This window comes from Mycolicibacterium lacusdiani, assembly GCF_021916785.1.
GTDB classification, from domain to species: Bacteria; Actinomycetota; Actinomycetes; order Mycobacteriales; family Mycobacteriaceae; genus Mycobacterium; species Mycobacterium lacusdiani.
Genome location: NZ_JAKCFC010000002.1, coordinates 107,092 through 127,038 on the forward strand (window position 1 = coordinate 107,092; position 19,947 = coordinate 127,038).

The window sequence follows — 19,947 nt, forward strand, 5'->3', positions numbered from 1 at the left end:
CTGCGCGGTGAGGTCTAGAACCCCTAGACGGGTTGGGCCAGACCGGGCGTCAACGGACATCGGCGTGTCGGCGACATTGACACTAGTCCGATGTGCGTCGGGAACCCCTCACGAACTTGTGCAAACCATAGTCGGCAAGCCGACGTCGACCTGAGGAAGGGATTGACATGCCAGCGCCATCAATAGCGGTCGTCACCGGGGCAGGTCGAGGGATTGGTTTGGAGATTGCGAGACAACTTTCCGGTACCGGTCACAGGGTGTTGCTCACGGACGTCGACGGCGATGCAGCAGAGCGTGCTGCAGCCCAAGTGGGCGGTGGCGCCTGGAGTACCAGACAAGACGTACGAGACCCGTCGGGCCATCGTGATGTCGCTGCGCAGGCTTCGGCCGCGGGCCGTCTGGCCGTATGGGTAAACAACGCTGGGGTTTTGATCGCGGGTAACAGCTGGAGCCACACCGATGGCGAGATTGCGTCGATTCTTGATGTCAACGTACGCGGCGTTGTCGCCGGCTCACACGCCGCAGTCGCCGCTATGGGCGCAGGTGGAGGTGCGATCCTCAACATCGCGTCGCTCTCCGCTCTGGCACCTGTCCCGGGGCTCGCTATGTACGCAGCGAGCAAAGCTGCCGTATTGTCGTTCACCACCTCTTTGCAGGGCGACCTTCACCATGCGGGTTTGCCAATCCGCGCCCGTGCACTGTGCCCTGACGTGGTAAGTACAAAGATGGTCACCGACCGAGTTGCCGACCCTGGAGCGGCGCTTTTGTTCGCCGGCGCCAGTCCCTTGGATGCTGCAGACGTCGCCCGCGCAGGACTCGAGCTGCTGGGAAGCCGCCAAGTATTTCGGGTAGTTCCGCGGTGGCGTGGCGTCGTTGCCCGCGCCGGCGATGCCGCACCGTCGCTTGGCTTGAATGCTTTCGCGTTGATGCGTGGCGTCGGTGAGCGGCGCCAACGCGGACATCGTTGACGGCTGCGTCGAAGACCCGATGGTTCAGCGCGGGGAGGCGGGGGTTGTACTCGATGAGACCGTGGGGTCGTTCAGGGGGGATTGGGGATCAAGCTGGATTCCCAGTTCGCGCAGCCTGTCGTCGATGATCAGCCACGTTTGCCGTGTCAACCGAACGACGAGTTCTTCACGGGTGGAGTCTCGGTGGTCCAGCCACCACAGGACTGATGCGTCGATCAGGCCCATGATGGCGGCGACGTTCCGGTCTGCCGCGGCGGAGTCTTCGCCGTACCGGGGAAAGTAACGCGCGCCCGCCAGGGCGAGTTCAGATGCGAACGCACTGCTACCGGGCGCGGATTTCTCGGTGCTTCGCCGGTAGTGTCGGTTCACGAGGAACCGATAGAGGTTGGGGTTTTCGTCAGCCCACACAACGTGCTGAGTGACCGGCGCGCGAATCACGTCTAGCGGTGATCCCCGCACTCCCAGAGTTAGACGAATCTTGGCAGTGAGTTCGCGGTGGACGTAACGAGCCACGGCCAGATCGAGTTCTTCCTTACTGGCGAAATGGCGGTAAAAGTGCGTTCGGCCCAAACCCGCCTTGTCCGCGATTTGGCCCGTGAGTGCGTGGGGCCCGTTCTCTTCGATCGCGCTGAGCGCCGCTTTGATGATCTGTTCACGACGCAGATCACGACCCGGCAATCTACTGGTTGCGCGACGGACCGCTGTGGTGTCCACCCAGTGCTTCCGCTCCACGATGCCCACCGTAACGCCCACCGTGCGCTGGAAAGTTCTGGGTACGGGTTGTACCCAGGACCGGGTTCGTGGTACACCATGTACCCGTTGCGCCTCGCGAAACCATTTAGGGATCGGCGCGCAAACAGACACAGTGAGGACACTCGAATGGCCGCCAATCGCTCTAGCTGGATGGATGATGACCTCGATGCACTGCGCGACTTGGCGCGCACGTTCTGCGAGAAGGAGGTTGCGCCGCACAGCGACCGCTTCATCGAGCAGCACCACGTGGATCGAGATCTGTGGACTCGAGCGGGCGACCTAGGGTTGCTATGCATGTCGATCCCCGAGCAGTACGGCGGAGGTGGGGGAACGTTCGCTCACGAGGCGGTCCTGATCGAGGAGCAGGCCCGCATCGGCGATTCGGCTTGGGGCGCGCCGCTTCATAGCGGAATCGTCGCCCACTATCTGCTCGAGTACGGCACCGATTCGCAGAAGGAGCGCTTCCTTCCACGACTGGCGACCGGCGAGATGGTCGGTGCGATCGCGATGACGGAGCCAGGCACGGGATCAGATCTTCAGTCGGTCACCACCAAGGCAGTACGCGTCGGGGACGAGTACGTCATCAACGGTTCGAAAACCTTCATCACCAACGGCGCTCAGGCTGACTTGATCATCGTCGTCGCCAAGACCGACTCGACTGCCGGAGCGAACGGCATCTCTTTGATGTTGGTCGAAGGCGATCGGCCGGGCTTTCGGCGAGGTCGGGTGTTGGACAAGGTCGGTCAGCGAGGCCAGGACACCTCCGAACTCTATTTCGAAGATGTGCACATTCCCGTTGAGAATCTGCTCGGTACGACTGAGGGCCAGGGTTTCATCCAGTTGATGCAGCAACTGCCTCAAGAGCGATTGATCCTCGCACTCGGCGCAGTGGCGGTGCTGGAAGCAGCGCTCGAGTTCACGGTGGAGTACACCAAGGATCGGCACGCTTTCGGCAAGCCAGTCTTCGCCTTCCAAAACACCAAGTTCAAACTTGCCGAGGTCGCAACCGATGCCCACATCAGCCGTGTCTTCATCGACGACTGCGTCGTCCGCCACCTGCGTGGTGAACTCGACATTCCCACTGTCGCAATGGCGAAGTGGTGGACTACTGAGCGCGCGATGGTGGCCCTCGATGACTGCTTGCAACTACACGGCGGGTACGGCTACATGACCGAGTATCCCATCGGCAGGATGTGGGCCGATGCGCGCGTTCAGAAAATCTACGGTGGGACGAACGAGATCATGAAGGAAATCATTGCTCGCTCGCTCTAGATCGAATTGCACATCCGGGATTGGTCTCGAAAGTTCGTCGTAGCAGGCCGGCGTTGGCGGATGAAGATGGTGTGGGTACGGCCGATCAAATGGATAGCCGCCGAGTTCGCTTGCAGTCGAGTCGTCTTCGTGTGCCCGAGAATGCCCCTAGTGCTGTGGCTTGCCGGGACGGGGACTCGATGGTTCAGCGGTCACGGCGCCCGTCTGGTAACTCGACGCGGGGACGCCAAGCACGGCATGCCCCATCGCCAGGAGAAGTGCAGAGGTCTGCTCGGGAGCCAAACCAGTGCCGCGGTAGTGCAAGATCGATTGAATGGCGCCGATCGCCCCATGGACCATCGCCCGGAGTTCGATCTCGTCGACCGCGGGCCGCAACTCCCCGACGAGGTGCACCCACTCTTCTAGATAGTGCCGCTGTTTCCGGCGCAATCGGCTCTGATGCTGATCCGGCAAGTTGTGCACTTCGCGGTAATACACCATCGCCAACTCGCGTTGATCCATTACCAAGGCGACTTGGTCGGACACCAGCATGGTTAACGCCTCCGCCTCGTCGCGCGATTGCTCTACGATCGCAGTGGCACGCTTCAGGAGGTTGTCCACCACTCTCTCGAAGAGTGCCGCCAGAAGGTCGCTCTTACTGTTGAAATGGCGATAGATGGCCGGGCCAACAACGCCTGATGCAACTCCGATGTCGGCCATGGAAACAGCGTGATAGCCCCGCTCGGCAATCAACTCCGCCGCGGAGGCGAGGATCCGCTCCCGACGCTCGCCGCGGACCCGAGTACGTCCGGCAACGACCGCGTTGTTCACCGCTACCTTCCTTGTTCCTTCGTTCGCGACGCGTGCTCGCGCAGCACTGTAGACCCAGGAATCACAATACGAACGTTAACACTTGCTCACAATGCGGGGTCGAACTCGTAGGTGCCGACGGCAGGCCGCCCAGCTTCCCGCACGTGTGAACCCGAAATCCACGGGCGGTACCCGACTCATCGGGCAAATGCGACATCCCCGCAGAGGAGGGTGCGCCGTATTCGTCGCACAGTTCGGCGAAATCTGGTCAATGCCTCCATACCGTCTGGTGGACGCTGTGGCATCCGGTCGTCCTCACCATATGGCCGCGACAAGGCTCTGGTGCAGGTGCTAAGTCAAGCGGCGAACGGGGAGCGGCGACTACGCGCCGACCGCGTGGCCGGCGGGCCGCACCGGATCGGCCCTGTCAGGTCGCGCTGAGCAAGGATTGCGGGATGTCGACGATGCGGGAGCGCAGGTACTCGCCCAAGCCCTTCGCCTGGGCATCAGGCCGGGTCGAGGATGCCACGCCTTCCCCCAGCAGCCCGTGCACCACAACGTTGAGCGCACGCAGGTTGGGCAGCTCGAATCGCTCTATGCGCAGCTGCGCAGCCTCCGGGCCGAGCAGCCCGCGCAGTCGCTCGACGGTTAAGTGCTCGCGCACCCAGGCATAGCCGGCGTCGTCGCGGGCCCAAAGACCGATATTGGCGTTGCCGCCCTTGTCGCCGGACCGCGCGCCCAGCACCGCACCCAGTGGCGCGCGGCACGTCGGCTCGGTCGGCGGCGCAGCGGCCGAGCTGCCCGCGACTTTCGCGCCCGGCACGCTACCGGTCGGCGGATCGGCGATCGTCCGGCGCTCACCGTCGGGCAGCACCACGACCTGCGTCACGCTCGACCGGGGCACGGCCGCTGGACGGTACACGCCGAACGCCGACTCCGACGTGGGTGGCGTGGTGGTGTGGAAGCCCGCGTACCCGGCCAAAGCGATCTCCATGATTGCGCTCGAGAACGCCCGGCCGACCTTGCGCGGGTCGGTGTCCTTGACCGTGATCCGCAAGTGCGCGCACGCCTGGTCGTTGGTGGGGGCGTCCGGTGTGTCGAAACGCAGAAACCGGACGTCGACCTCGGCGAAGGACCCCCGGCCGCCGAGGATGTCGAACAGCTGCTGCTGCGCGAACGCGGCTTTCGCCTCCAGGTCCAAGCCGGTGAGCACCACCGTCATGGTGTTCCGGTAGCCCCCGACCTCGTTCAGCGCCACCTTGAGCGTCTCCGGTGGCGGGCTGCCGGTGACACCCGTGATCGCCACCCGGTGCTCGGCCTGCTGGGCCAGCGAGATCGTGTCGAAGTGAGTCACCACGTCGGGCCCCAAATAGGCCGGCTCGGCGATCTCGTAGAGCAGCTGGGCGGTGACCGTACCGACCGACACCAGCCCCCCGGTGTCGGCGTGCTTGGTGATCACCGACGAGCCGTCGGCCGCCACCTCCGCGATCGGGAAGCCCGGGTAGCGACGGTCGGTGATCTCGTCGAGGAAGGCGTAGTTGCCGCCCGTGGCCTGTGGTCCGCATTCGATGACGTGGCCGGCCACGACGGCACCGGCGAGCCGGTCCCAGTCGGTGCGCTCCCACCCGTGCCACCAGGCGGCCGGGCCGACGACCAGCGAGGCGTCTGTCACCCGTCCGGTGACGACGACGTCGGCGCCCGCACCCAGCGCTTCGGCGATACCCCAGCCCCCGAGGTAGGCGTTGGCCGACACCGGCTTGACCTCACCGACCGCAGGGGTGATCGCGGAGAGGTTCCCGCGCAGGTCGTCACCTTCGACGTGGGCGATCCGGACGGCGATACCGAGCCGGTCCGCAAGCTCGCGCAATCTGACGGCCAGCCCGGCCGGGTTGAGCCCACCGGCGTTGGCCACGATCTTGATACCGCGGTCGGAACAGGTGCCCAACACCTGCTCCATCTGGGTCAGGAACGTGCGCGCGTAGCCGCCCGCCGGATCCTTCGCCTGGGCCTTCGCCAGGATGAGCATCGTCAGTTCAGCGAGGTAGTCCCCGCAGAGCACGTCGATGCTCTGCTCGCCCGTCCCGCCCTCGACCATCTCCCGCGCCGCGGCGATCCGGTCGCCGTAGAAGCCCGAGCAATTGCCGATACGGACCGGGTCCCTCACGACACACCTCCGTCGAACTGTCCTGCGGTGCGCCCGCCACCGGGAGGTCCGGCGAAGGCCTGCGCGATGGAGAGCCACTGGTCGGCGAGCGGACCGGTGACGTGCAGTGCGGTGTCGTCGCGATGCCTGCGCTGGGTGACGAGCAGGCAGAAGTCGTGCGCAGTGCCGGTGACCCGGTTGGGCACGCCGTCGGGGCCCCAGGTCCACAGCGCGGCCCCCGGTGCGGTGAGCTCGACACGGACGGGCTCCTCGGGCACCTCCAGGCCGTTGGCCATGTAGCTGAACGCCCGCGCTCCCACGCCGATGTGGGCGACGTGGCGCAACCGGGCCGAGGGCACACGGGTCACTCCCAGCGCGTCGGCGATGTCCTGACCGTGCGCCCAGGTCTCCATGATCCGCGCGGTCAGCGAGGAAGCCGCGCTCATGGGGAGGCCGAACCATGGCACCCGCACTGAGGGGTCGATCGTGGCGAAGGCAGCGACGAGGGCGCGGCGCGCGCCGTCGAACCAGGACAGCAGCTCGGTTCCCGGCATCGACCGGTAGCGCTCGGCGATGGTGTCCGGGGAAATCTGGCCGTCGGCCAGCATGGGCAGCATCTCGGCGGTGAACCCGTCGGGGTCGGTGGCTGACCGCACCGCGGCGTCGTCGAAGAACGCAAGATGGCTGATCTGATCGCGGACCGCCCAGCCTGCTGCGGGGGTGGGCGCGTCCCACCCGGCCGGGCCGTCGGGCAACTCGGCGATCAGCGACCTCAGGTCGGCCGTCTCCGCCTCGATGTCGGTGATCAAGGACTCCATTGTCACGGCCACGGCTAACGTCCCTTCCAGACCGGTGTGCGCTTCTCGCGGAAGGCGGCGGGACCCTCTTGCGCGTCGGCGCTGAGGTACACCGGCTCCCATATCTGGTCGGCGAGGTCGTAGGCCTCCGTCAGGTGGTGCTCTGCGGAGAGGTATACCGTCTTCTTCGCCGCAAGTACCGAAAGCGGTGCGTTGGAAGCGATCCGCAGGGCGATCTCCTGCGTTCGGGCCCGCAGCTCCGCTGCGGGCACGACCTCGTTCACCATCCCGACCTCGCGGGCCCGCTCGGCAGTGATCGGGTCGCCGGTCATCAGAATCTGCAGCGCAATCCGCGGCGGCAGCAGCCACGACAGCGGTACAGCCCACGGCGAGCCGCGACCTACCTTCACCTCGCTGACCGCGAACCTGGCGTGTTCAGCCGCGACGACGAGGTCGCACTGCTGGGCCAGCAGGAATCCGCCGGCGTAGGCGATGCCGTTGACCGCGGCAATAGTCGGCTTGACGACCTCGATGTTGCGCCCGAACTGCGGCGCGAAGTCTGGTGGCGGAACCGTGAGCGCCGTCTCCGCCATCTCTTTGAGGTCCCCGCCGGCGCAGAACGCCTTGTCGCCGGCCCCGGTCAGCACCAGAACCTTGGCGGAGTCGTCGGCGTTGAAGCGGTGAACGGTGTCGAACAGTCCCTGCCGGACCGCCCCGTTGAGCGCGTTCCGCGCCTCGGGGCGATTGATCGTCAACCAGGCCACCCCGTCGACGACCTCGTAGGTGATCGCTTCCTCGCTCATCAATCCCCGTCCTGATCGGCACCCGCCCTCCCGATGTGAGGGCTCGTTCACTCGCAGTACGTTACCGGGCGGAATGTCACGCCCCATTCGTACGTCAAAATCCTCAGCAAGAATGAGTCCTCTTCGCCGTTCTGCGCAATGGCGCGCCCGAGGCGCTCCTAGTCACCGTTTCGACCCGGCTCTCAGAGCAATCGGTCCCAAGTGCTGTGAACGCATGAGTCGCCGCGGGGAACCGCTCGTCAGCGTCCGAGGACTTGAAAGCCTTCCCATGCTTGCCGGCGGTCGGCATGGGGATCGTTCTCCACCCGCCAAGCGCGATCGAAGACCAGGACCGGACGGGCGTCGGTGGTGTAGCGCGGCCAGCCGTCTCCTGGAACTCCGGTGCGCGCGAAAGCATCCCAGCGCCCTTGCATGTCGTCGCTCACGCGCAGGGCCGAGCGGCGGTCGCGCCCGGCGCTGAGTAGCCGACCGAGGGGCGTGCGGTAGGCGTCGAACACCGCAAGAAGCTCCGTCGCATGGGTGGCACCCAGCCCGGCCCATTGCAGAGTTCGCGGGGCGAAGTCATAGCGGTACAGATATGTGGGGGCGTGCCGACTGTGGGAGTCCGCGAGCTGCCACAGTGTCGATCCGAATGTGAAGTCGGCCCCCAGTCGGATACAGGCATCGGGGGCTGGATACTCAGGATAAGCAGCGGTAATGCGCTCGCGATAGGTGGGTTCCGCTCCCGCTAGTAACGCTTCGATCTTCGCTTCGTTCGTGGGAAGGAGTTTGAGGAAGCGAGTGAACAACCGGCCCTCGTCGGCGTTCGTACCGATGATCAGCGGCACACGGTACGCCTTGCCTTCGCGCATCGCTTGAATGGGGTCGAGCGGTAGATAGTCGGTTCCGAAGGTGCATCCCACCGGGTAACCGCCGGCAAGGTCCGATGCACTCGTGGTGAGCAAGCGATCGAATGCATTCACCAGTTGAGCAGGACGCGCCGCCAGCAGGCGGCGGGCGGGCTCCCGATCCTCGGCGCCGAGAATGGATGCGAACTTAACGGCGAACTCCGCGGCCAACTCCTTGGAGCGGGATAGCGCGCCGGCCGGACTTTGTGAGATAGCCCGCGCGAAGAGCCCTTTAGCCGCTGGCACGGCCAGCAATGTGGTAACGGCATGCGCGCCCGCGCTCTCTCCGAAGATCGTCACGTTATCGGGATCGCCGCCGAATGCCGCGATGTTCTCGCGTACCCACCTGAGCGCCGACACGAGGTCGCGCAAGTAGAGGTTGTCGTCAATACGGATGTGTGCGGTGGACAGCGACGACAGGTCGACAGCCCCTAGCGCGCCGAGGCGGTAGTTCGCCGATACGTACACGCAACCGCTGCGGGCAAGCGACGCACCATCATAGATCGGTGTCGCGGAACTGCCCAGGAAGTACGCCCCGCCGTGAATGAAGAACATCACGGGCAGAGGTCGGTCCGACGCGCCCTCGGGGGCAACGACGTTGAGGGTGAGGCAGTCCTCGCTCATACGCTGGAACTTGCCCGGACCGACGATTGTGTACCGGCGGGGCTGCGGAGCGCAGTAGCGGAATTGGTGACATCGTCGAACGCCCACCCACGGCTCGACCGGCTGGGGCGCCCTGAATCGCAAGGCGCCGACCGGTGGCTTGGCGTAGGGAATGGACCGCCATCGATTCACGCCGTCTCGCGCGAATCCTTCGATGGCGCCGGGCGCGATGTCCGTGCGGACAGGCTTCACTGGCATCAATCGACAATAGCGAATGAGCATTCACACCAGCGCCCGGTTCTGCCCATGAGTCGCCGTGTCGGGCGCGGTTGTGCCTCCCACTGATGACTCACTCGGGTTGGGTCAGCAGCCCGCGGCCGTCGGTGACATCTTGGCTGATTCTTGAGGACCGGGTGTGTCATTCCAGGAGGGGACGCTTCCCATGGCCGGGAATCTCCGGGCCACTGGGACACCCTCAGTGTTTTGAGAGCCGGTACGCGCTCGGAGAGCGGCCGGTCCATCGCTTGAAGGCATGCGAGAAGTTGGTGAGGTCGCCATACCCGAGTTCCGTGGCGACCTGGCTCGCCGAACGTGTGAGTAACAGCATCATCGCGCTCTCGCGCAAACACGACTCGCGCAATTCGCGGAAGGTGGTGCCCTCTTCGGAGAGGCGCCGTTTGAGTGTGCTCGTGGACACCGCGAGTTCGTCTGCGACCCACTGGCTACTTCGCCGTCCGGGATCCTTCTCCAACAGTCGTCTCACCTTCTCCGAGAAGGATGTGGCTCCGCGACGCTCGTCGAGAGCCCGCTTCAATTGGGCGATGACGAGTCGATACGCGAGGGGATCGGAGAACCGGCACACGTCATCAAGTGTGTCGACGGGAACGTGAAGGTAGGACTTCGGGGCGTCAAAGAAGAGGCGCCCGGGTGGCACCACGTCCTCGTCGAGATCGTTCAGGGCAACGGGCGCTGGCCAACCCAGGTGGAGTGTGACGGTGGGCGCGTCACCTACGAGCATGTTCAGCAGTCGCAACAACGCCAACCCGGTGTATGTGACGGCCAGGCAGTCCAGGGCCGGATCGCTCGTGTGTCCCAAGAGTTCGACGGTGAGGCCTTGGTCACTTGGACGGAATTGTGCATTGATAGCCGTGGTGATGAGCGGCAGATAGGTGAGCAGCTCCACGATCTCGGCTACCGAGCCTGCGCTGACCAGCGGAACACTCAACGGGCCGAAGGACGTTACCTGGGCTTGTCGAGCGAACGCGAAGCCCAGCAGGGTTGCCCGGTCGATCTCGAGATCGGGGTAGACCTCGCGAAACCACCGTAACGGGGCCTGGATGTCACGCCGGATCAGCGTCGCCTCGTCGGTTCCTTCGCGAGCCATGATGTTGCGAAGCTGCGCGACGGCGTCGGGGTCGAGTGCTTGACTCTCGAGCATTTGAACGAACGCAAGTGGGGGCACACCCACGTCATCGAGGTTCATTGACCACCCCCCTCTGAGCCGAATCCACAAGTTCTTGGTCCCGGCGAACATAGCCGAAGCGCCCATCTTCGACAAGGCTTGTTAACAAGCATTCACACCAAGGACGACCGAGGAGATGGTTATGGCCGTTGTCACTTTTGTCTCCCACGACGGCGACAAGCACGTGGTGCCCCTCGAGGAGGGTAAGTCACTGATGCAGGTCGCGACCAACAATGCAGTGCCCGGCATCGACGGCGACTGCGGAGGCGAGGCCGCGTGCGGGACCTGCCACGTCGTCGTCGATCCGCAGTGGTCCGATGAGGTCGGCTCCTCCGGCGCCGGTGAAGAGGAGATGCTGGCGATGAACCCCGAGCGCCAGCCGACCTCTCGGCTGTCCTGCCAGATGCCGGTCTCCGAGGCGTGGGATGGGTTGATCGTCCACACGCCAGAGTTCCAGATGTAACGACGAGAGGACACACAGACGTGACCGGTATTCGCGAGGCAGTTACCGCCAAGGCTCGGGCCACCATTCCGTTGGACCGATTGATCCAGGGCGCCCACCTTTACGACAAGACCCGTCGCTGGGTTACCGGCACCAACGGTGAGAAAATCTTCACTGAGCGACCGATCCCGCCGGCTGCCGAACTCGAACTGACCGACATCGACCTCAGCGATCCTTTTCTCTACCGTCAGGGTCGCTGGAAGTCGTATTACGAGCGCCTCCGCAACGAGGCCCCTGTGCACTATCAGGCCAACAGCGCGTTCGGCCCGTTCTGGTCCGTCACCAGACATGCCGACATCGTATCCGTCGACAAGAACCACGAGGTCTTCTCCGCCGAGCCGTTGATCGTGATCGGAACCCCCCCTCGTTTTCTCGATATCGCGATGTTCATCGCGATGGATCCGCCGGAACACGACAGGCAGCGGGCCGCTGTCCAAGGCGTGGTGGCACCCAAGAACCTGCGTGAGATGGAGAGCCTCATTCGGGAGCGCGTCCGTGACGTGCTCGACGATCTCCCGCTCGGCGAACCGTTCAACTGGGTGCAGCACGTCTCGATCGAGCTAACTGCGCGCATGCTCGCCACGCTGCTCGACTTCCCGTTCGAGCAGCGGCGCAAGCTCGTCGAATGGTCCGATCTGGCCACCTCGATGGAGCAAGCCAACGGTGGCCCCTCGGACAACGATGAGGTGTTTCGTGGAATGGTCGATATGGCGCGAGGTCTCAGCGCTCATTGGCGGGATAAGGCAGCTCGGACAGCTGCCGGCGAGCAGCCCGGCTTCGATTTGATCACCATGTTGCAGAGTGACGAGAGCACCAAGGACCTGATCGACCGCCCGATGGAGTTTCTGGGGAACTTGGTATTGCTGATCGTGGGCGGCAACGATACGACCCGCAATTCCATGAGCGGTGGTGTTCTCGCGCTTAACGAGTTCCCTGACCAGTTTCAGAAGCTGAAGGCGAACCCTGACCTGATCCCCAACATGGTCTCGGAGATCATCCGGTGGCAAACCCCGCTCGCCTATATGCGGCGGATCGCCAAGGCGGACACCGTCTTGAACGGACAGTTCATCCGGAAGGGCGACAAAGTAGTCATGTGGTACGCCTCCGGCAACCGCGACGAGCGCGTATTCGATCGCCCCGACGAGCTGATCATCGACCGGGCCAACGCCCGTAACCACATCTCCTTCGGTTTCGGCGTCCATCGCTGTATGGGCAACCGACTGGCCGAAATGCAGTTGCGAATCCTCTGGGAGGAACTCCTTCCGCGTTTCGAAGACATCGAAGTCGTCGGTGAGCCCGAGTACGTGCAGTCCAACTTCGTCAGGGGAATCAGCAAGCTGATGGTCCGCCTCACCCCGAAAGCCGGCGCATGACTTTGCATCGAGCGGTCATCGTGGGCGCCAGCCACGCGGGCGCCCAACTGGCGGCCAGCCTTCGTCAAGAAGGATGGGACGGCGAGATCGTCCTCGTCGGCAATGAGTCGGCGTTGCCACACCATCGGCCCCCGCTGTCGAAGGCATATCTGGCCGGGAAGTGCACAGTCGACGAGTTGGCGATCCGCAACGCCGAGTTTTACACCAAGCAGCGAATCAAGCTCATGGATGCGACGGTGGAGGTGCTCGACCGCTCCGCCGGTCACCTCTCGCTGACCACCGGCGACGCATTGCCCTACGACAAGCTCGCGCTGTGCACAGGTGCCCGGCCTCGCCGGCTCTCCATCCCGGGAGCCGACCTGCCCGGGGTGTGTTACCTACGCACTGCGGCGGACGTCGCGATGATCAGAGAGCGGACCAGCCCCGGGCGTCGTGCCGTGATCGTCGGTGGTGGCTACATCGGACTGGAGGCAGCCGCCTCATTGCGCGCACTGGGGCTGGAGGTCACCGTCCTCGAGGCCACCGAGCGGGTCCTCGAACGGGTCACCGCCCCCGCGGTATCAGCGTTCTTCGACCGGATCCACCGCGAGGAGGGCGTTGACATCCAGACGGACGCGCTGGTCGATGCCATGTCCGGAGACGGCAGGGTCCGCGAAGTAATCCTGGCCAGTGGCGAATCAATCCCCGCCGACCTCGTCATCGTCGGCATCGGCGTCGAGCCGAACACCGATCTCGCTGCCGCCGCGGGCCTGGCCATCGACAACGGCGTCGTGATCGACGACCAGGCCCGGACCACCGACCCCGACATCGTGGCTGCCGGGGACTGCGCCAGCCACCACATGGCCCGTTACGGCCGTCGCATCCGCCTGGAGTCCGTGCCAGGCGCAGGCGAGCAGGCCAAAGTCGCCGCCGCGACCATCTGCGGTAAGTCGAAGAAAGTCGCAGCGCTGCCATGGTTCTGGTCCGATCAATACGACGTGAAGCTCCAGATCGCCGGTCTCAACACCGGATACGACGAGGTCGTCCTCAGCGGCGACCCGACCCGAGACCGCGACTTCACCTGCTTCTACCTGCGGGCCGGCGAACTCATTGCCGCCGACTGCATCAACCGACCCCGCGACTTCGTATTCAGCAAGCGGGTCATCACGCAGCAAGTCCCGATCGAACGGGCCGAACTGATGCTCGCCGGCCCGGCCTGAGGTTCATGGTTGCGGTGGTGCGATGGGACGGCGACCGCGATGCGATTCTTGTCTCGGTGACGTCGAGGCCAACCGCCATCCAACTCCGCTGGCAAAGGGGACGGCTAGCGGACACAGTTGGCCACCATGGCGGTACTACCGCAGCGCATCAGGAGCTGGCGGGGGTCGCCAACAAGCGTGACGGTTCTCTTCGGAGGCAGCATCGTCTGGAGTCGATGCTCGCGAATGTTGTTTTCTGAAAACGAGGTTGGTGGAGGTTGACGGTGGCGGTGTTCAAGGACGAGGACGAGGTCTATGCCTTTTTGGGTGGGATCTTTGGGCGGGGTTTGGAGAAGGAGGGACTTGGGGACAAGCTCGCAAGTTCGGGTGTGGTGTTGCGGGTTCACTACACCGATCCGGACGCGGTGGTGACGGTGGACATGCCGAACAAGGTGGTGGAGACCGGAGCGTCCAGTACCGCGGTGCCCAATGTCGAACTGTTCATGTCGGCGGACACCGGGAACAAGTTCTGGCTGGGGAAGGTGAACCTGACGATGGCGATGGCCAAGGGAACGGTGCGTGCGAAGGGCCCGGTGCCGAAGTTGATCAAGTTGATCCCGCAGGCGAAGAACTTGTTCCCCGAGTACCGTTCGATGTTGCAGAGTCAGAATCGGCAGGACCTGATCGATGCGTGATCGTCGTCTCATCGCGGGCTGTAGGGCTGGTGCGCGATGAGGAGCACGATGCAGGACGTTGCGTTGACGGTGCCCGCGATCGTGGCCCATGCTGCGGCAGTCCATGGCGATCGCGAGGTGTTGACCGCACGCGGACCCCAACAGATCTCTGGGGTTTCGTATCACGAGCTGGGGCAGCGTGCGGCGCGGTTGGCTAATGCATTGCGCGAGATCGGCATTCGTGGAGACGAGCGTGTCGCGACGCTGCAGTGGAGCAACCAGGAGCACCTGGACTGTTACGCAGCGGTGCCGTCGATGGGTGCGGTGCTACATACGTTGAATCTGCGGCTGCCACCTGAACAGCTGACGTGGATCGCCAATCATGCCGAAGATCAGGTGATCATCGTCGACGGTACGGTGCTGAACCTGTTGGCGGGGGCGTTGCCGTCGATGACCTCGGTGCGCACGGTGCTGGTAACCGGCACCGGCGATCTTGCCGCGGTGCAGGGATGCGGAAAGGACGTCCTTCGCTACGACGACGTGGTGGGCGCGCAGTCGAGCACGTTCGACTGGCCCGATGTCGACGAGCAGTCGGCCGCAGCGATGTGCTACACGAGCGGTACTACCGGGCACCCGAAAGGCGTTGTCTACAGCCACCGTTCGACGTGGCTGCACTCTCAAGCGGCGTGCACCTCGAACGCCTTGGGCATCGGTCATGACGACACGGTGTTGGCGATCGTTCCAATGTTCCACGCTAATGCCTGGGGATTGCCGTATGCGGCGATGATGGCGGGGGCGCAGCTGCTGCTGCCTGACCGTTTCCTGCAGGCGGGGCCCTTGGTGGAGATGATCGAGGCGGCCCGGCCCACGATGGCGGGCGCTGTGCCGACGATCTGGACCGATGTCTTGCACTACCTGCGCGACAATCCCGGCCACGACCTGAGTTCGCTGAAGATGGTGGCGTGCGGTGGTTCGGCGGTTCCGCGGTCGTTGATGACTGCCTATGACGAACTTGGCATCCGCATTGTGCAGGCCTGGGGGATGACCGAGACCTCCCCGCTGGCTGCGGTCGCTCTGCCGCGGAACACCGACACCCCGGAGAGGTCCCTTTACCTGCGCGGAACCCAAGGCAGGGTAGTGGCCGGTGTGCAGGCCCGCATCGTTGATGACAGCGGTGCAGAACAACCTTGGGACGGAAAGTCGGTTGGGGAGATTCAGATCCGCGGCCCATGGATCACTCAGTCCTATTACGAGTATGACAGTCCGGCGGTGTCGCCGGACGGGTGGTTGTGCACCGGAGATGTCGGAACGATCAGCGCCGATGCCTTCATCACTCTCACCGACCGTGCCAAAGACGTGATCAAGTCTGGAGGAGAGTGGATCTCCTCGGTGGAACTGGAGAACGAGTTGGCCGCTCACCCTGCAGTACGCACCGCCACGGTGATTGGAGTGCCCGACGACAAGTGGCAGGAACGGCCGCTGGCAGTGGTGGTCCTGGCCGCTGACTGCACCGCCACCGCTGCGGAGTTGACCGAGTTCCTGCGTGCACGGGTGGCCAAGTGGTGGCTACCGGAACGGTGGGCGTTCGTCGCCGACGTTCCGTTGACGTCTACTGGCAAGTTCGACAAGAAGAAGCTGCGCAGCCAGCACGCCGACGGTGACCTCGCCGTCGAGACGCTGGCGTGAACCATCCACTGCCAAGGAAAGATCGACGTTGAGGAGACACACATGAAGACGCGCGCCGCAGTGCTCTGGGGACTGGGAGAGAAGTGGGAGGTCGACGAGATCGAGTTGGATCCTCCCGGTGTGGATGAAGTGCTGGTCCAGTTGACCGCGAGCGGGTTGTGCCATTCAGACGAACACCTCGTGACCGGTGATCTGCCGTTTCCGCTGCCCGTAGTCGGTGGTCATGAAGGCGCCGGCACCGCGGTGGAGGTGGGTGCAGGTGTCGAGGACCTCGCCGTCGGCGATTCGGTCATCCTCACATTCCTGCCGTCCTGCGGGCACTGCTCCTACTGCGCGCGCGGGATGGGGAACCTGTGCGACATGGGCGCGGCGATCATGATGGGACCACAGATCGACGGCACCTACCGCTTCCATGCCCGCGGTGAGGATGTCGGCCAGATGTGCTTGCTGGGCACGTTCTCGGAATACACCGTGGTGCCGAAGGCCTCCTTGGTCAAGGTTGACCACGGGACACCGCTGGACAAGGCGGCCTTGATTGGTTGCGGTGTCACGACCGGTTACGGCTCGGCGGTACGCACCGGTGAAGTGCGCGCCGGGGACACCGTGGTCGTGATCGGCGCCGGCGGCATCGGCATGAATGCGATCCAAGGCGCCCGCATCGCTGGCGCGTTGACCATCGTGGCTGTCGACCCAGTGGAGTTCAAGCGCGAACAAGCTGGCGGTTTCGGCGCGACGCATGCCGTTGCCACCATCGATGAGGCCTGGTCACTGATCAGCGACATCACCCGTGGCAAACTCGCCGACGTCTGCGTCTTGACCACCGACGTCGCCGAAGGGGCCTACACCGCTGAGGCGCTATCACTGGTCGGTAAACGCGGCCGTGTGGTCATTACCGCGATCGGACACCCCGAAGACACATCGATGTCGGGCTCGCTGCTGGAATTAACGCTGTATGAAAAGCAGATTCGCGGTGCCCTCTACGGCTCGTCCAACGCCGCCCACGACATCCCGCGGCTCGTCGAACTCTACAACTCCGGACAACTCAAACTCGACGAGCTGATCACCCGTGAGTACACCCTCGATGAGATCAATGAGGGCTACGACGACATGCGATCAGGCCGCAACATCAGAGGACTCATCCGATTCTGATACAGGAGAACAATCCGGGGGCGGAAGGAGCTGCAGTTTGCACGCTCGGTGCAACGGTCGGACAGGTGTCGTCGAGTGGCTTTCTCGCGTGCCGCCTCAGTGCGGAGCCAACGGGGTGAACATCGTGTATCCACAGCCGTACGCGGTCAGTGTGTTCGGCCGAGGATTCTCGCAGTTACTGATCTTCGCGCCGCGACTGTCGATCCACACATGATGTCGAGGACCGTGAACACTCGATCTGGTCGGCGGACCGGTGGCACGCCGTCAAAGCGTTGGAGTGTTCCGCGCCTGCTACCCGAGTTTCACGCCTGCGGTACTCGGGCAACCGCCTGGTGATGCGAACTCCTGCAGAGGTTTACAGTGCCAATAAGATGCGCAAGGAGGCGGCTATGGCGAAAGTTCAGATTCCCTATCGGCATAGAATGGGAGGGCATTGCGGCTCCGGTGCGCTTCGTGACCTCAGTGAATGGGCCGAACTCGGTTGGGGCACCGAGGCATTGAGTGAAGGACTGGTCTTCGCCCTCGGCGGAGCCCTAGACTTCTCGTACGTCCGATCTGCACAGTTGTTTCCCCAGGTGTACCTGGTCGGACGAGGAAGCGACCTGGAGCGCGATTACCTCACCCGGGTCGGCGCCAACTTCGTCGTGCAATCCACCGATGACCCACACGAGGGATGGGCATTTGTGACCGATGAAATCGACGAGGGCCGGCCGGTCATGGTGTGGGCGGACATCGGCGAACTTCCCTATCTGCGCGTCCGACTGCAGATGAGCCGCCACGACATCGTCATCGTCGGATATGACGACGAACAACGCGTGGCCTACGTAGTCGACAATGACCGCGACACGACCCAACTGGTTCCCTATGACGCTCTACGGCGAGCACGTTCGTCAGTCGGGTTCCCTACGCCAACCCGACACACCACCTATCACGTCGACTGGCCGGACCAAATGCCCGACCTTCGTCCGATTGCGGGCGCCGCGCTCGCTGCGAGCGCAGCGTTCATGCGAGGTGACGCCGCGGGCGCGCCGCTACTGCGCGTCGAGGCGGCTGACGTCGAATCATCGGGGTTGAACGGCGTGCATGACTTCGCCGCTGACTTGCGTCGTTGGCCAACGCTGTTCGACGACGATGCACTCGCCGCAGCACTGTTCGGCCTCGGAGCGTTCATCGAGAAAGCCGGCACCGGTGGTGGACTCTTTCGTACGTTGCAGGCGCAGGGTTGCCAGAGCATCGCCGATCAACTTCATGACGCGGCCGCTGCCGACGCTGCTGCGGCGGCTAAACACGCTTCCGAGGCGTGGTCTGCGCTCGCGGCAGCTGCCACGAACGTCGATGCCCCGCTGCGAAGCAGGAGCCTAGCCACGGCCGATGTCGCCGCCATGATCCCGGAGGCAGAGGTGCGTCTCGTCGAAGCCCTCGAAAAAGCCAGTCGATCGGTCAGCGCCGTTGAGATCGACATCGAATCCAACTGAAAGGCACTGTATGAGCGAAATTCCGAGTGATTCCACGTTCTTAGAGACATCGGAATTCCTGGATTGGCAGCACGACGATGTTCAGCGTTTCACCGACGAAGCGGTGGGTGACGCCCGTGCCCCTGTGGAGAAGGCAAGGTTGATCTTCGCCGCGGTGCGAGACAGGATTTGGTACGACCCCTACAGCACAGACGACGACCCCGAGCATTATCGGGCGAGCTATGTAGCGACGGCGTCGAAAGCGTATTGCGTACCGAAGGCGGTGCTGCTGACCGCGGCAGCTCGCGCGGCAGGCATTCCCGCCCGGCTGGGATTCGCAGATGTGCGGAATCATCTGCAGACCCCCACGTTGCGTGCCCGGATGGGGGGCACCGACTTATTCGTTTACCACGGATACAGCGAACTACGACTCAACGACCGTTGGGTGAAGGCGACGCCGGCGTTCAACGCCGAACTCTGCGCGCGATTCGGTGTACCTCCGATCGACTTCGACGGCCACAGCGATGCGCTTCTTCATGCCCACGACGGCGAGGGAAGCAAACACATGGAGTATCTCAACGACCGCGGCTGGTACCACGACCTCCCCTTTACTGACATCGTCACCGAGTTGCATAACCGGTACGGGCCGCTCATGCAAAAGTCCGCCCCCGAGCGCGACGCCTTTTCGCAGTGAGGGTCTATGACGAAATCGCGATACACCGAAACACGGTCAGTGCGATTTGGTCGACGATAGGCGCTCTCGCATCTACGCGCATGGCCGGCGCCGCCACCAATGTGAGTCCATGGTGACGACTGTAATTTGTTCTGGTGGTTAGGAGTTCCATATCGACGAGCAAGCGAATGAAGATTCGGCAGTGGCGTGGTGGCACGATTTCAAGAGTCGTGCAGTTGTCGAGGATGGCGACGATCTCCAGCAGCACCACCCGTGGTGCCTAGGCTGCGGCAAAGACAATCCACACGGTCATGGCCTGCGAGCGCGTCGGCGTGGCAACGGGGTGATTGCCAGGCATGTCTTCGATGGCCGACATCGCGGCGCACCCGGGATCGCGCATGGCGGCGCGGTCATTACAGTTCTCGACGACATGGTGGGGATGCTGCTCTACGTCGTCGGTGAGATGGCCGTCACCCGCAAACTGAACACCGATTTCTTTGCGCCGGTGCTGCTTCATACGCCGTATTTGGTCGGCGCGGACCTCGTGTCTCGGACCGGCCGAAGACTCGAAGTCAGGGCAGAACTGAGGGAGGAAACCACCCAGAAGCTAGTGGCCTCCGCGGACGGGTTATTCGTGGTCGTTACGCTTGCGCACTTCACCGATGCCGCGGGCAAGGCCTCTCCGGCACGCAATGGGGAAAACGACGACTCGCGCGAGGCGATGGGAAACCGTCATCCTTGATGGCGGTGGTCTTTTCGAAGAAGGAACAGCGCACTTAGC

The 19,947-nt window shown here is 63.8% G+C and carries 18 protein-coding genes; 11 read left to right on the top strand and 7 right to left on the bottom strand.

Annotated elements, in window-relative coordinates:
- Window positions 1-167 precede the first annotated feature (167 nt).
- Complete coding sequence (locus tag LOK44_RS05480; RefSeq protein ID WP_174266742.1) at window positions 168-968, top strand: SDR family NAD(P)-dependent oxidoreductase; 801 nt, start codon at window positions 168-170, stop codon at window positions 966-968.
- A 24-nt stretch (window positions 969-992) separates the two neighbouring features.
- Here LOK44_RS05480 and LOK44_RS05485 read toward each other — a convergent pair whose 3' ends face one another.
- Window positions 993-1,700, bottom strand: coding sequence for a TetR/AcrR family transcriptional regulator (locus LOK44_RS05485; RefSeq protein WP_237569051.1), 708 nt, complete (start codon window positions 1,698-1,700; stop codon window positions 993-995).
- A gap of 147 nt (window positions 1,701-1,847) precedes the next feature.
- Here LOK44_RS05485 and LOK44_RS05490 point away from each other — a divergent pair, with 147 nt between their 5' ends.
- Window positions 1,848-2,993 carry an acyl-CoA dehydrogenase family protein gene (locus tag LOK44_RS05490; protein WP_163795393.1) on the top strand — a complete coding sequence of 382 codons (1,146 nt, stop codon included), beginning with the start codon at window positions 1,848-1,850 and terminating at the stop codon, window positions 2,991-2,993.
- A gap of 147 nt (window positions 2,994-3,140) precedes the next feature.
- Here the strand turns inward: LOK44_RS05490 and LOK44_RS05495 are convergent, their stop codons facing one another.
- The 6 genes from LOK44_RS05495 to LOK44_RS05520 form a co-directional block, all read right to left on the bottom strand.
- On the bottom strand, window positions 3,141-3,803 hold the full coding sequence (locus LOK44_RS05495; protein ID WP_163795392.1) for a TetR/AcrR family transcriptional regulator: 663 nt from the start codon (window positions 3,801-3,803) through the stop codon (window positions 3,141-3,143).
- A 406-nt stretch (window positions 3,804-4,209) separates the two neighbouring features.
- On the bottom strand, window positions 4,210-5,946 hold the full coding sequence (locus tag LOK44_RS05500; protein WP_163795391.1) for an acyclic terpene utilization AtuA family protein: 1,737 nt from the start codon (window positions 5,944-5,946) through the stop codon (window positions 4,210-4,212).
- On the bottom strand, window positions 5,943-6,755 hold the full coding sequence (locus tag LOK44_RS05505) for a TIGR03084 family metal-binding protein (RefSeq protein WP_163795390.1): 813 nt from the start codon (window positions 6,753-6,755) through the stop codon (window positions 5,943-5,945). Before LOK44_RS05505 ends, LOK44_RS05500 begins: the two co-directional genes overlap by 4 nt.
- Window positions 6,756-6,757: 2 nt before the next feature.
- Entirely contained in the window at window positions 6,758-7,525 is a 768-nt protein-coding gene (locus LOK44_RS05510; RefSeq protein ID WP_163795389.1) for an enoyl-CoA hydratase/isomerase family protein, read from the bottom strand.
- A gap of 239 nt (window positions 7,526-7,764) precedes the next feature.
- Complete coding sequence (locus LOK44_RS05515; protein ID WP_163795388.1) at window positions 7,765-9,273, bottom strand: carboxylesterase/lipase family protein; 1,509 nt, start codon at window positions 9,271-9,273, stop codon at window positions 7,765-7,767.
- Between the two features lie 217 nt (window positions 9,274-9,490).
- The gene (locus LOK44_RS05520) at window positions 9,491-10,498 is read right to left on the bottom strand and encodes a helix-turn-helix domain-containing protein (protein WP_163795387.1); all 1,008 of its coding nucleotides are present in this window, start codon (window positions 10,496-10,498) and stop codon (window positions 9,491-9,493) included.
- Window positions 10,499-10,619: 121 nt separating this feature from the next.
- Here LOK44_RS05520 and LOK44_RS05525 point away from each other — a divergent pair, with 121 nt between their 5' ends.
- The 9 genes from LOK44_RS05525 to LOK44_RS29660 all read left to right on the top strand — a co-directional run bounded on the left by LOK44_RS05525 (window position 10,620) and on the right by LOK44_RS29660 (window position 19,908).
- Window positions 10,620-10,940, top strand: coding sequence for a 2Fe-2S iron-sulfur cluster-binding protein (locus LOK44_RS05525; protein ID WP_163795386.1), 321 nt, complete (start codon window positions 10,620-10,622; stop codon window positions 10,938-10,940).
- A gap of 20 nt (window positions 10,941-10,960) precedes the next feature.
- Window positions 10,961-12,352, top strand: coding sequence for a cytochrome P450 (locus LOK44_RS05530; protein ID WP_174266741.1), 1,392 nt, complete (start codon window positions 10,961-10,963; stop codon window positions 12,350-12,352).
- Window positions 12,349-13,551 (top strand): NAD(P)/FAD-dependent oxidoreductase, encoded by a 1,203-nt coding sequence (locus LOK44_RS05535; protein ID WP_163795385.1) that lies wholly within the window; start codon window positions 12,349-12,351, stop codon window positions 13,549-13,551. Before LOK44_RS05530 ends, LOK44_RS05535 begins: the two co-directional genes overlap by 4 nt.
- Window positions 13,552-13,814: 263 nt before the next feature.
- Window positions 13,815-14,225, top strand: coding sequence for an SCP2 sterol-binding domain-containing protein (locus LOK44_RS05540; RefSeq protein ID WP_163795384.1), 411 nt, complete (start codon window positions 13,815-13,817; stop codon window positions 14,223-14,225).
- A 36-nt stretch (window positions 14,226-14,261) separates the two neighbouring features.
- Complete coding sequence (locus tag LOK44_RS05545; RefSeq protein WP_197748315.1) at window positions 14,262-15,890, top strand: fatty acid--CoA ligase; 1,629 nt, start codon at window positions 14,262-14,264, stop codon at window positions 15,888-15,890.
- A 42-nt stretch (window positions 15,891-15,932) separates the two neighbouring features.
- Window positions 15,933-17,039, top strand: a complete 1,107-nt coding sequence (locus tag LOK44_RS05550) for an NDMA-dependent alcohol dehydrogenase (RefSeq protein ID WP_163795382.1) — start codon at window positions 15,933-15,935, stop codon at window positions 17,037-17,039.
- Window positions 17,040-17,428: 389 nt separating this feature from the next.
- Complete coding sequence (locus tag LOK44_RS05555) at window positions 17,429-18,514, top strand: BtrH N-terminal domain-containing protein (RefSeq protein ID WP_011895429.1); 1,086 nt, start codon at window positions 17,429-17,431, stop codon at window positions 18,512-18,514.
- Window positions 18,515-18,524: 10 nt separating this feature from the next.
- Window positions 18,525-19,187, top strand: a complete 663-nt coding sequence (locus tag LOK44_RS05560; protein WP_011895428.1) for a transglutaminase-like domain-containing protein — start codon at window positions 18,525-18,527, stop codon at window positions 19,185-19,187.
- Window positions 19,188-19,368: 181 nt separating this feature from the next.
- Window positions 19,369-19,908, top strand: a complete 540-nt coding sequence (locus LOK44_RS29660; RefSeq protein ID WP_163795381.1) for a PaaI family thioesterase — start codon at window positions 19,369-19,371, stop codon at window positions 19,906-19,908.
- Window positions 19,909-19,947 lie beyond the last annotated feature (39 nt).

Coding starts and splice junctions, on each gene's coding strand:
- LOK44_RS05520 (WP_163795387.1), bottom strand. CDS start 10,498: ATGAACCTCGATGACGTGGGTGTGCCCCCACTTGCGTTCGTTCAAATG.
- LOK44_RS05550 (WP_163795382.1), top strand. CDS start 15,933: ATGAAGACGCGCGCCGCAGTGCTCTGGGGACTGGGAGAGAAGTGGGAG.
- LOK44_RS05555 (WP_011895429.1), top strand. CDS start 17,429: ATGGCGAAAGTTCAGATTCCCTATCGGCATAGAATGGGAGGGCATTGC.
- LOK44_RS05535 (WP_163795385.1), top strand. CDS start 12,349: ATGACTTTGCATCGAGCGGTCATCGTGGGCGCCAGCCACGCGGGCGCC.
- LOK44_RS05510 (WP_163795389.1), bottom strand. CDS start 7,525: ATGAGCGAGGAAGCGATCACCTACGAGGTCGTCGACGGGGTGGCCTGG.
- LOK44_RS05545 (WP_197748315.1), top strand. CDS start 14,262: ATGAGGAGCACGATGCAGGACGTTGCGTTGACGGTGCCCGCGATCGTG.
- LOK44_RS05480 (WP_174266742.1), top strand. CDS start 168: ATGCCAGCGCCATCAATAGCGGTCGTCACCGGGGCAGGTCGAGGGATT.
- LOK44_RS05515 (WP_163795388.1), bottom strand. CDS start 9,273: ATGCCAGTGAAGCCTGTCCGCACGGACATCGCGCCCGGCGCCATCGAA.
- LOK44_RS05490 (WP_163795393.1), top strand. CDS start 1,848: ATGGCCGCCAATCGCTCTAGCTGGATGGATGATGACCTCGATGCACTG.
- LOK44_RS05525 (WP_163795386.1), top strand. CDS start 10,620: ATGGCCGTTGTCACTTTTGTCTCCCACGACGGCGACAAGCACGTGGTG.
- LOK44_RS05560 (WP_011895428.1), top strand. CDS start 18,525: ATGAGCGAAATTCCGAGTGATTCCACGTTCTTAGAGACATCGGAATTC.